10 protein-coding genes and 2 pseudogenes are annotated in these 11,009 nt (G+C 67.2%); 2 read left to right on the plus strand and 10 right to left on the minus strand.

What is annotated here, in order from left to right:
- Positions 1-2: 2 nt before the first annotated feature.
- The 4 genes from ON20_RS31960 to ON20_RS31975 form a co-directional block, all read right to left on the minus strand.
- Positions 3-719: an ABC transporter permease gene (locus ON20_RS31960; RefSeq protein ID WP_245547613.1), complete on the minus strand. Its 717-nt coding sequence runs from the start codon at positions 717-719 to the stop codon at positions 3-5.
- On the minus strand, positions 716-2,305 hold the full coding sequence (locus ON20_RS31965; protein ID WP_051163727.1) for a sugar ABC transporter ATP-binding protein: 1,590 nt from the start codon (positions 2,303-2,305) through the stop codon (positions 716-718). Before ON20_RS31965 ends, ON20_RS31960 begins: the two co-directional genes overlap by 4 nt.
- The gene (locus tag ON20_RS31970; protein WP_040841953.1) at positions 2,302-3,510 is read right to left on the minus strand and encodes a sugar ABC transporter substrate-binding protein; all 1,209 of its coding nucleotides are present in this window, start codon (positions 3,508-3,510) and stop codon (positions 2,302-2,304) included. The genes ON20_RS31965 and ON20_RS31970 overlap by 4 nt, the downstream gene beginning before the upstream one ends.
- A gap of 201 nt (positions 3,511-3,711) precedes the next feature.
- Positions 3,712-4,428, minus strand: a complete 717-nt coding sequence (locus ON20_RS31975; RefSeq protein WP_040841894.1) for a FadR/GntR family transcriptional regulator — start codon at positions 4,426-4,428, stop codon at positions 3,712-3,714.
- Between the two features lie 398 nt (positions 4,429-4,826).
- Between ON20_RS31975 and ON20_RS31980 the strand changes: the two genes are divergently transcribed.
- Positions 4,827-5,747, plus strand: a complete 921-nt coding sequence (locus ON20_RS31980) for a D-isomer specific 2-hydroxyacid dehydrogenase family protein (RefSeq protein WP_040841897.1) — start codon at positions 4,827-4,829, stop codon at positions 5,745-5,747.
- Positions 5,748-5,909: 162 nt separating this feature from the next.
- Here the strand turns inward: ON20_RS31980 and ON20_RS31985 are convergent, their stop codons facing one another.
- The 4 genes and pseudogenes from ON20_RS31985 to ON20_RS31995 form a co-directional block, all read right to left on the minus strand.
- Positions 5,910-8,219, minus strand: a complete 2,310-nt coding sequence (locus tag ON20_RS31985) for a M28 family peptidase (protein WP_051163719.1) — start codon at positions 8,217-8,219, stop codon at positions 5,910-5,912.
- A gap of 90 nt (positions 8,220-8,309) precedes the next feature.
- On the minus strand, positions 8,310-8,600 hold the full coding sequence (locus tag ON20_RS31990) for a VOC family protein (RefSeq protein ID WP_368853951.1): 291 nt from the start codon (positions 8,598-8,600) through the stop codon (positions 8,310-8,312).
- A 32-nt stretch (positions 8,601-8,632) separates the two neighbouring features.
- Positions 8,633-8,692, minus strand: a pseudogene (locus ON20_RS40835) (hypothetical protein); the annotation flags it as partial.
- A 132-nt stretch (positions 8,693-8,824) separates the two neighbouring features.
- Positions 8,825-9,481 carry a hypothetical protein gene (locus ON20_RS31995; RefSeq protein WP_040841900.1) on the minus strand — a complete coding sequence of 219 codons (657 nt, stop codon included), beginning with the start codon at positions 9,479-9,481 and terminating at the stop codon, positions 8,825-8,827.
- 17 nt (positions 9,482-9,498) lie between these two features.
- Here ON20_RS31995 and ON20_RS32000 point away from each other — a divergent pair, with 17 nt between their 5' ends.
- Positions 9,499-9,726 (plus strand): hypothetical protein, encoded by a 228-nt coding sequence (locus ON20_RS32000; RefSeq protein WP_040841957.1) that lies wholly within the window; start codon positions 9,499-9,501, stop codon positions 9,724-9,726.
- A gap of 169 nt (positions 9,727-9,895) precedes the next feature.
- Here ON20_RS32000 and ON20_RS40840 read toward each other — a convergent pair whose 3' ends face one another.
- Together ON20_RS40840 and ON20_RS40845 are read right to left on the minus strand one after the other, a co-directional pair.
- Positions 9,896-10,132, minus strand: a complete 237-nt coding sequence (locus ON20_RS40840; protein ID WP_368853949.1) for a hypothetical protein — start codon at positions 10,130-10,132, stop codon at positions 9,896-9,898.
- 29 nt (positions 10,133-10,161) lie between these two features.
- Positions 10,162-10,825 (minus strand): annotated as a pseudogene (locus tag ON20_RS40845) (beta-ketoacyl synthase N-terminal-like domain-containing protein); the annotation flags it as partial.
- Positions 10,826-11,009: the final 184 nt, after the last annotated feature.

Genomic DNA, 11,009 nt, shown 5'->3' on the forward strand with positions numbered 1-11,009 from the left:
ACCTAGATACAGCCGCCGATCGCCGCGAGCACGGAACCACAGACGAACGCCGCCACCGTCATGGGGTCGACCTTGATACCGGTCAGCCGCGCCGCGTCCTGGCTGCCGCCGATGGCATAGAGCCGCCGGCCAACCGGCCGGAAGTACAGGACATACCACAGCATCGCGCCCACCGCGAGGACGTAGAACAGCGGCAGCGGGATTCCGAACGGCCGCGCCTGTCCGAGGTCCTTGAACGACTGCGGGATGTTGTTGTAGATCACCGCGCCCTTGGAGTACCAGAGGATCGCCCCGAACAGGACGGACTGGGTACCCAACGTGACGACGAGTGCGTTCAGCTTGACATAGGCGACCAGGACACCGTTCACCAGCCCGACGACCACGGCGACCGCGGCGACGACCAGCACGGCCAGCGGCCACTGGGTGATCGTGCCGTTGGACATCAGCCCGGTGACCAGAACGCCGCCGAAGCCGGCCATCGCGGCGACCGAGAGATCGAAATGCCCGGTGATCAGAGGCAGCATCAATCCGAACGCGATGAAGACGATCGCCGAATTGGCCTGCAGGATCGAGCCGAAGTTCGCCACGGTCGGAAACGTCTCCGGCCGTAGCACAGAGAAGAAGGCGATGATGACCACCAGAGCCACGACTATGCCGTAGTCGGTGAATATCTTCTTGAGTGCTGCGGTGCTGAAATTCGTCGTCTTCTGGTCGATCATTTCTTACTCCCAAATTCCTGCGACTGCATTGTCGCTCCGGCCGTGGCCGGTACGGCGTAGCTGGCCGCCGCAATGTTCTCGGTGGTAATGTCGTCTCCCCGCAATTCTCGGGCAATTCTGCCGCGGCGCATGACAAGGACACGGTCGGCGTAGCGGGCCACCAGATCGATATCGGAATCGAGCAGCAGGACCGAAAGCCCGGATTCGGAAACCCGTGATACAACCGTATCCATGATGCTGCGGCGCGCGCCGATATCCACGCCGTAGGTCGGCTCGTCCAGGATCAGGATGTCCAGATCCAGTTGCAGCCATTTGCCGAGGATCACCTTCTGCTGGTTGCCTCCGGACAATTCGCCGAGCAACCGATCCGGATCGGCGGGCCGGACGTCGAGTGCGTCGATGGCCGATACCGTTGCCGCACGCCTGCTCCGGCTCGACAGCCGCCCGTTCACCACGTGCTTGTCCAGATCCGCGAGACAGAGATTGTCGATGAGGTCGAAATTCGGGATTCCGGCCTGTTTACGGTCCTGGGGCACATAGCCGATACCGCGCTCGATACTGTGCTGCGGCGACAGCCGCTGCACCGGCTCGCCGCGGTGATGGATCTGTCCGGCGGTGAGCTGCTGCGAACCGAAGATCAATCGGCCCAGTTCGCTGCGCCCCGAGCCGACGAGCCCGGTCACGGCGAGGATTTCGCCGCGCCGAATCTCGAGGTCGACATCGCGCACATTGGCACCGCACACTCCGGTCAGCGACATCTTCACCGGGGCATCCGCGGGCACCCTCGTCCGTTCCCGGGTTCCGGTGCTCGCCTGTGCGTCCGGGGTCTCGCGCCGACCGGTGATAATCCTGGTCAGGTGCTCGTCGTCGGTCGCCGAGATGACGTCGTCGAGCACGACCCGCCCGTCCCGCAGCACCGACACCCGGTCGGCCATCTCGAACACCTCGTCGAGCCGATGGGACACATAGATCAGGGCGACACCTTGATCACGCAGCATCCGGCAGCGCCGCAGCAGCTCGTCCACCTGGGCGTTGGGCAGCCGGGCGGTGGGCTCGTCGAGGACGAGGACGCCGCGCCCGGGTTCGAGCCCGCGCAGCGCCCTCGCCATCGCCACCAATGTCTGCTGTACCGGCCCCAGCGAGCCGACCAGCGCTTTCGGGTCGAGATCGTCGAGTCCGACCGAGGCGAGATCCTTGGCCGCGGCCGCGTACTGGCGCCGCCAGCTGATGGTCGCACCGCGCCGCTCGTAACCCAGGGCCAGCGCCAGATTGTCGGCGATCGACAGCGAGTCGACCAGGCCGAGATCCTGGTGCACGAACCGGACGCCGGCGGCGTGCACAGCGGCGGGTGTGGCCAGCAACGGCAGGTTCCGGCCGTGCAGTTCGATACGTCCCGCGGTCGGCGCGTGATATCCGGCGAGGATTTTGATCAGCGTCGATTTCCCGGACCCGTTGGCGCCGAGGAGCGCGTGGATGGATCCACCGTGCACCCGGAGGTCGACGTCGTTCAAGACCCGGTTGACGCCGAAGTCCTTGCACAGGCCGATGATCTCGACGCTGGGCCTCACGGCTTCGTTGGTTGTCATGGGTGCCCCGCTTCCCGGGCCGGCGACCGCAGGCCCCACAGCTCTTCGAATTTCGCGCGGAAGTCGTAATTGCCCTGCCAGCCAGTGATTTCCAGCTCCCTGGCCTGCTGCGCCGGCAGCGCGTCGAGGGATTCCTTGTCGAACAGGGCGACCGGAAGTGCCTTCGTGTAATCGAAGGCGGGCAGGCCGTTGGTCATCCGGTTGACGTTGTCGATGGCGGCGTAGGCGAGCCATTCACGGGGATCGGCGAAGCACACCTTCTGCGGGCCGCCGGACCGGATGATGTCGAGATTCTCGGGATTGCAGTCGTACCCGGCACCGGACACCTTCTCCGAGAAGCCCGCGCGATCGAGGCCGTTGCTCACCCGGAAAAGGCAGGAGTCGAAACAGGAGACCCAGTTGAGCGAGGAATCGGCCAGCAGCGTCGCCACGGCCTGCGCGGCAGGGCCGATGGTGGGATCGTCGAAGGTCGCCAGGCTCCAGTCCTTGGTGACGATATCGCAGCCGGGGCAGTTGGCCTCCTGCTCCAGATATTCCTGGCTGCCCTTGTACTGTCCGTTGACGGTGATATAGAGGTCGGTGTTGCGCATCTGCAGCATGCCGAGATCGCCACCGCTCTTCCATACCGCGTACTGGGCGATCGCCTCACCGGCGCGCAGCCAGTCGAACGAGACATCGGGAACGGTTTCCGGGGTGTTCTTCAGCGACCCGAGGGTGACCACCTTGACGCCGGCGGCGAGCGCGCGGCGCAACGCGGACTGTACCCGTGTGGTGTCGACGAAGATCAGGATCACCGCGTCGGCTTTTTCGTCGACGGCCGTGTTCAGCGCGTTCAACTGAACTTCCGCCTTGCCCTGCCCGTCGGAAATCTTGGCCGACCAGCCGAGTTTCTTCGCTTCGGCCTCGATCGCCTGCGCGGGACGGCTCGAACCGGTCGATGCCATCTGTTCCGGAATAATGGTCAGCTTTATTCCGGAGCGCGGGGCCGGGCTGGTATCCGGCCCTTTCCATGTATTGGGCAATTTTCCGGCATTGATCAATTCCATGGCGCCCGCTCGCGCCTTGTCGACCGCTGCCGCGCGTGCTGTCGGGTCGACGCCGGACCGATCCGATCCGCCGGAACCGCAAGCGGCCGACAGCATGCTCACGGCGATCAATACCGCGCCTATCGCGACCCGGCGCGATATAAAAGGTTTTTTCAACACTGTTGTTCCTTGGTTTCCCTTCGGCAGGACAGCCGAAATCAGGGCCGTGAACGACCCCGGGCAGATATCGGTGCGACACAGCCCGAGTGGGTATTCGAATATGCGCACACACCGAAATAAAAGCGCATAGACCACAGCATTGAGCTGCGATGATGTGTTGTTACGGCGCGGCCGCCCGAACGAGCCGACCGCCCGGATAATTCAGCCTGCCGGCGATTCTCGGGTTCGAGACGACATCAAAATACCTCGATTACTGACAATTCTGCGGAGATGGTTCTCGGCGGCGAACCTGGCTCGGGCCGGATCGCCCGCGGCGATGGCATTGGCGATCTCGATGTGTTCGCGTACCGTGTGGCCGGCTTCGGACGGATACCCGGCGCCACCGCTGTAGGTGTCGCGCAGGAATCCGTTGATCGGCCGGACGACCAAGGGAAAGAACGGGTTTCCACTGGCCTGTGCTATGAGCTCGTGGAACGCGAGGTCCGCGTCGAGGAACTCGATACTCGACGGGTCGGCCCGGTTCAGTTCGTCGTTGGCGCGGCGCATGGCCGCGAGATGTTCCTCGTGGTGCCGGGCGGCGGCCAGCGCCGCCATCTCCACCTCGAGCACCAGCCGCAGCTCCAGCAACTGTTCGAACGAGCCTTCGCTGAGCCGCAGCAGCAAACCGTACTGTTCGGCGATCAAGCTGCCGTCCATCGTCGCCACGGTCATCCCGCGGCCCGGCTTCACCGTGACCAGCCCGCGCTGGACCAGCAACCGCGTCGCTTCGCGGACGACGGTGCGGCTGACCTCGAACCGATCGGCCAGTTCCGCCTCGGTGGGCAGCTTGTCTCCCGGTGACAGCCCGAGGATCTCCTCCTGTAGCGAGTTGGCCACCGTCTCGAAGAGCCGCTGCTTGGACTGCACACCGTCTTGCATGGGCAAGAATGTATGACAAATACCGTCCTGTGGTCAAGGTCACCGGGGGAATTTATCGGATGAATCCGATATCTTCCCAGTTAGAGGGCATAAATTTCACTCACGGAAGGCAGCCGCGATGCATGACTCGCCCACTTTGTATGATGTTTAGTGCTCGACAGGATGTGGTCAACGCGAGATGCCGCGAGGGCACGGGTCGGCCGCCCCGCGAACCGGACGGCCATACCGACAACCGCTCTCGGGCCGTCGGCCCTCGGGCCCACTCGGTACCGAGACGGGAAGGCAGGAATCGCCCTACGCCGGTGACGTCCGCCCGCGGCGACACCGACGTAACCCGTCACCGCTGCCCCGGCATACGGTGAGGCGACGATCTCGACACACCAGGAAACGAGAACCCCATGCCCCGCACCCCGCTGATACACCTCGGCCCCCGGCCCGATCCCCATCTCGTCCGAGGTATCGAGCGAGCCGGCGGACGACTGGTCCCGCAGGACGAGGCGGAAGCCGTGGTCTGGGCCGGCGGGGTCGATTCCTTCCCTGCCGACCTACCGGACGCCGTGCGCTGGGTGCAGCTGCCGTCCGCGGGAGTGGAGTCGTGGTTCGCCGCCGGGATCATCGACAACCGACGGGTGTGGACCTCCGCGGCGGGTGCGTACGCGAGAACCGTCGCCGAACACGCCGTGCTGCTACTACTCGCCGGGGTACGAGCGCTGGCCGAGCAGGTGCGGGCGACATCGTGGCGCAAGGGTGAACTCGACCCCCGGGTGGGCACGCTGTACGGCTCGACCGTCGCCATCGTCGGGTGCGGCGGCATCGGCCGGACGATGATTCCGCTGCTCACCGCCTTCGGCGCGCGGATACTGGCGGTGACCAGGTCGGGCATGCCCGTACCCGGCGCCGACGAGACGTTGCCTGCCGCCCGCACCCGGGAAATATGGTCGCGCGCGGATCATTTCGTCCTCGCGGCGCCCGCGACAACGGCGACGAAGCGACTGGTCGATGCCGACGCCCTGGCACGGATGAATTCGACCGCCTGGGTGGTCAATATCGCCCGCGGCGCGCTGATCGACACCGACGCGCTGGTGTCGGCACTGAAGAACGGCTCGATCGGCGGCGCGGCACTCGACGTCACCGATCCCGAACCCCTCCCGGACGGCCATCCACTCTGGACGCTGCCGAACGCCATCATCACCCCCCATATCGCCAACCCGGCCTCCGGTCTCACCGCCCTACTCGCCGACCACGTCCAGGACAACGTCGAACGTTTCGCCGGCAGCGAGCCCCTCCGCGCGATCATCGATGTCGAGCACGGATACTGACCGCGGCCTACCCGCTGATCTCACCGGGCGGTCTCCACTCGCGGGCCAGCGCACGGCCACCGCGGCGAACCGTGCGCCGAGCACCCGATCCACCGCCGCCGGTCCCCGTTGAACCTCCGTCACCACTCGGGGTCGCGCGAACGAGTCCATCCGCTTCATGGTTCACACCTCGTAGGTCCGCGCTACCGCTATCAGATCACCGTCCTCACGGGTGGAGGCCACGACATGCTCGGGACGGGGGCGGAACCCGGGAGCATCGGCGATATCACGGGTTTCATCGATCACCGTGACGCGGACCCGGTGCGCGCCCGGGGTGCGCACGGTGAGTTCGACACCTTCGGGCGGAAGATCACGGAAGCGGATCTCGCCCGGCCAGGTGGTGGCGCGCACGCCCGGAACGGGCACGGCGACCGGAGCAATACCGGGAACGTTCGCGGAGACGAGATCGATCGGGTGATCGATGCGCAGGGTCAGCGACGTGGCCGCTCGCGGGGAATCCACGTGCACTGTCACGGTGTCACGGTCGCGATGGCGTACCTCGAGGCGGGGACCCTCGACGGTGATGGGCTCGGCCCGCCCGGTCCACAGCGGACCGCGTGCGTAACCGGGAGGAAGTCCGGAGATATCGTGACCGGTGACGTGCTCTAGGGTCCAGGGGGTGGGATGTGGTTCACCGCTGACCCAGTGCGCCGACCCGGTGTCGGCGTCGAGCACGTAGGCGAGGTGGCTGCGCCGAGGGTGCTCCGCGTCGGCGGTATCGGTGACCAGGCCGGCGCCGACCGAGACGGTCGCCAGTGCCGCGGCGAGCAACGGCGCTGCCACGACGGCCCTGTGGCGAACGGTGGGTTCCGGCAAGAGCAGCTCGACAGCAGGAAGCAGCATGAGGCCGAACAGGGTCAGGCAGGCAGCGCCGGCGCCACCGAACGCCAGGCCCACACCGATGAACAGGCCGCGGGCCATGACGGGGAGCAATACGGCGGAGACCGAAAGCCCCAGCGCCAAGGACACCGCCGGCCACCCGGACCAGCGCACCGGTATCAACGCCGCCAGCGCGCCGGCCGCAGCGCACACCGTCGGCAGCGCGAACAGAAACGACGCGCCGGGTGCGACCGCCGCGCACACCACGCCCAGCACGGCCGGCCAGGCGAGGGCTCCGATCGCGAGCGCAGCCGGGCCCAGACGACCACGCAGCAGCAGATACCAGACGAGCAGTGCGGTCGCGGCCAGAGCGGCGAGGGCGGCCTGATAGAAGTGCGGGCGATACAGCAACCCACTCATTACCCGGTAATCCGGGCGCAGGGCCGCGAGCAGCAACCAGAGTGCCTGCCCCAGCACGATCGACGCCGCCAATGGAAGCGCCGCCGACACCGCCGCCAGCATCATCCGCGGCGCACTCGCCGATCGTCGACGCCGGGCGAGCACGGCCAGTGCCACCACGAGTGCCACGGCCGATACCGCGAGCGGCCATACCAGCACGTCCGAGTAGGTGATCGGCAAGGCACCGAGCCGGAAGTAGGTGGCATCCCGATCGGACCGCAGGGCGGGCAGGTCGGCCGCGCCGAGCGCCCGGGTGAGCGACAGCATGTTCTCACCGTGATGCTGTAGGCTGCGCCGGTCCAGGTTCGCCAGGGAATCGCCCGCCGTATGGTAATACGACGGCTGCTCGATGTAGGCGAAGTTGAGTCCGGTGAAACCGGCGGCGGAGAATTCGCTGAAATCGGTGTCGTTCGGCAGATACCGGTAGATCTCGACCATCGACGAGTCACCCCGGGGGTCGGGCACCGTGTCCGAGAACAGGGAGACCAGCTCGGCATTGCCGGTGGAGGTCTCGAACATCAACGACGGCCCACTCACCCCCCGTGCCTCCCAGTTGAGAACGACGCCGCCCGCACGGCCCAGCGGATGCTCCCGGACGAACGCCTCGGCACCGAGTAATCCGTCCTCCTCTCCGTCGGTGAACAGCAACACCAGGTTGTTGCGCAACGCGCCGTCCCGACCGATCATGCGTCCGACCTCGAGCATCGCGGCGACCGCGGCGCCGTCGTCGGACGCGCCGGGCCCCATTGCCGCGGAATCATAGTGCGCGGCCAGCAGAACGGTTCCGGTGGCGTCGCGGCCCGGAAGGGTCGCGATCACGTTGTCGACACGACCGAAACTCGCCAACCCCGTCGAGGACCGAGCACCGACCGCGTGCTGTATTTCCACCGAGAAGCCCGCCGACCGCAGCTGTCCGGCAATATAGTCCTCCGCCCGGTCGCTTGCCGGACTTCCCAACGGCCGCGGTTCGGTGGCGAACCGGTCCAGGTGGGTGAGGGCCCGCTCGGCACTGAACTGTCCCGGCACCGTGGCGGGAACCAGAGGCCGGTCATTGCCATCCGCGCGGACGGCCCAGGCAACCACACCCGCGAGAATCAGCAGTACCGTCACGCCCGCGACCACTCGGTGGGGCGTATCGATCAGTTTTCGGATCACGGTTCGACGTTATGGGGTCCGGTCGACCGAACGGTATGCGGAGGACCCACAATCCACGGTGCGGTGTTGTGGCTCGCCGCCGGCCGGTGTTCACGCTTCGTACAGCTCCAGCGGCAGATCGTCCGGGTCGAAGAAGGCGAATCTCCGACCGGTGTATTCGTCCACCCGGATCCCTTCGGTCCGCACTCCCCTACCCCGCAGCTCGTGCAGCGCCGTGGCCACATCGGACACCTCGAAGGCCAGATGCCGCACACCGCACGCTTCCGGCCACGACAATCGCGCCGGCGGGTCCGGGAACGAGAACAGTTCCAGCCGCGTCCCGTCCGGCAGGGCGAGATCCAGTTTGTGGGAAGATCGTTCGGCCCGATAGTTCTCCGCCAGACCTGCAGGCCGAGGATCTCGGTGTAGAACTCCTTGGACGCCTGGTAATCCGAGGCGATGATCGCCGCGTGGTGGATGCGCATAAGCCGCATGGTCTCGACGTTGGCCCGCCACGACAGGCCCTCGCGGGTGTTCGCGGCGCTCGGCTCCCGCCGGAACTCCGCGAGCACCGACGGCCTCCCGAACCCGGTGCGGCCCTCGGGCCGCGGAGCGCCGCCCGGAGGTCAGCGCGCCGACTCGGCCGGTACCCGGACCGCGATCTCACCGCTGAGTACGTGACCGTCGGTGAGCCGCAGACGATCACCGCTCCAGAAGCGGCCGGGGTCGTACCAGTCGGGGCTGCGGTTGTCCGGCAGCAGGCCCATCGCCTGGTAGGTGGCGGCCACGATCTCGGCACAGTAGGCGTTCTCAACCTGCCGGGCGGCGGCCCGGTGAGATCGGCGGCGCGGCGGCCGGAGTCGGCCACGGAACCAGCGCGCGGCCAACGCGGCGGTGGAGGGGAACGGGGTGCCGTCGAGCCGGGCGACGGTGCGCAGCACACTGTCCTCCATCTCTGGAGTGGCCGGCGGGTCCAGTTGGCGTAGCCAGGCCTGCTGGCCGTAGCGGTTCGCCCAGACCAGCACCGCGTCGCGCAGGTTGTGCAACTGGGCGCCGCGGTGCGCGGTGCCCGACCACATGTCCGGCAGCGACCGGCCGAGCTCCGCGTGCCAGATCAGCGCGGGCAGATCAGCGATCACGACGGACATACCGACGTGGTTGACCGGACTGTTCGTTGTCATCCGGATCATCCGATCGGCCGTGGAATGGCCACGGAACAGCCAGATATCACCTGTTCTGGTGATCTCGACAGCCCGCTCGAGATCGATATCGGCACCCGCCATGGACGTAGCCTATGCGTATGAGGTGGTGGAAGGTATTGGGATTGGCGGGTGCGGCCGGTGTGGTGGCCACCGGTGTGGTGGTGGTGCGCGCCGAGCGCCGCCGCCGTGCCTACACCCCGGACCAGGTCCGCGAGCAACTGCACGTCCGGTTTGCGCAGGCCGCGGCCGTCGAGGACACCGACGAGGCCCCGGAACCGCGTCCCACTCGTGTCCGCGCGTGGGCGCGGCGGCTCTTTCGGCGCTGACGGTCCGACCGGCCGCGGTGGTCATACCGATCGGGGCCTGCCGCCTGATCGATGCCGTCCCACCGGTGGACCCCGACCGGCCCCGTACGCCGCCGTCACAATTGCCTCCCGGCTGGGCGGACTGCACCACCCGAGCCCGGGAACCGGGGGATGAACGGTCCCCGCGGGTCTATCCCGTCGCGTAACGGACCCGAGGGAACGCGTCGTCGACGCCGAGCCGCGCGGCCGCGTTCCGCCAGGACGGCACCGCCGCGCCCCGCATGAGGTTCTCCGCGATCTCGACCACGCTCGGCGCGGCGATATCCGAACCGGCCCACCGGTTGAAGGCACCCATCGTCGGCCCACACCACAGCTGATAGTCGCCGCGACGCTCGGTTTCACCGGTGGTCGCCCAGCGGATGGACATCCCGAGGTACCAGCGGAAGCACAGGGCCGTCCGGTCCCGTGCGCCTCCACGGCGTCCACATCCGACGGCTGCAGTCCCGCGTCCGCCGGCGACGACGCGATCACCCGCTCCTGTGACCGACCGTTCGGCGCGGTCAGACCGTTGCTCGCACCGTTCTGGTTCACCGCCGAGCCCCGAACCACGGCCAAGACGTCGTGCCCGAGCCGTCGCGCGTCCGACAGCCGCTCCAACACCGGCACACCCACGCCGTCGGCCCAGGCCACCCCGTCGGCGGCGGCGGAGAACGACTTGCACCGGCCGTCGGGCGCCAGGCCGCGCCGGCGCGAAGTCCAGGAACAGCGGCGGCGTCGCCATCACGGTCACCCCGCCCGCCAGGACCAGTGAGATCTCCTGTCGCCGCAGAGCCTCGCATGCCAGATGGATCGCCACCAGCGACGAGGAACAGGCGGTGTCCACCGTGAACGCCGGACCCTCCAAACCCAGCGCATACGACACCCGCCCCGACGCCACACTGCCCGCTGAACCGATGGACACGTACCCCTCGGCGGCCGGTCCCGAATCTTTGGCGATGGTCCCGTAACCCTGGTAGGCCACTCCGGTGACCACTCCCGTGTCACTGCCCCGCAGCGACGTCGGGTCGACTCCGGCGTGCTCCAGCGCCTTCCAGGAGACCTCCAACAGCAGCCTCTGCTGAAGCGGCCGCCTGTGGTTATCGAAAGACGCCGCATATCAACAAAATTCAGCACATCTCCGTCACAGCCGCGATTTCGGTCACGGCGACCGCAATCGCACACCATATCGAAAGGCGACGGCCCCGATACCCGCCATGAATAGCCCGAGCCCCTCACAGCGTCTTCACGGAATCGCCGGGGAATCG

This window comes from Nocardia brevicatena NBRC 12119 (genome assembly GCF_000308495.1).
In the GTDB taxonomy this organism is placed as follows: Bacteria; Actinomycetota; Actinomycetes; order Mycobacteriales; family Mycobacteriaceae; genus Nocardia; species Nocardia brevicatena.

Bases quoted from the DNA above. Each gene is read 5' to 3' on its own strand.
- ON20_RS31960 (WP_245547613.1), bottom strand. From the start codon at position 719: ATGATCGACCAGAAGACGACGAATTTCAGCACCGCAGCACTCAAGAAG.
- ON20_RS31965 (WP_051163727.1), bottom strand. From the start codon at position 2,305: ATGACAACCAACGAAGCCGTGAGGCCCAGCGTCGAGATCATCGGCCTG.
- ON20_RS31975 (WP_040841894.1), bottom strand. From the start codon at position 4,428: ATGCAAGACGGTGTGCAGTCCAAGCAGCGGCTCTTCGAGACGGTGGCC.
- ON20_RS31980 (WP_040841897.1), top strand. From the start codon at position 4,827: ATGCCCCGCACCCCGCTGATACACCTCGGCCCCCGGCCCGATCCCCAT.
- ON20_RS31995 (WP_040841900.1), bottom strand. From the start codon at position 9,481: ATGGCGGGTGCCGATATCGATCTCGAGCGGGCTGTCGAGATCACCAGA.
- ON20_RS32000 (WP_040841957.1), top strand. From the start codon at position 9,499: ATGAGGTGGTGGAAGGTATTGGGATTGGCGGGTGCGGCCGGTGTGGTG.
- ON20_RS40840 (WP_368853949.1), bottom strand. From the start codon at position 10,132: ATGTCCATCCGCTGGGCGACCACCGGTGAAACCGAGCGTCGCGGCGAC.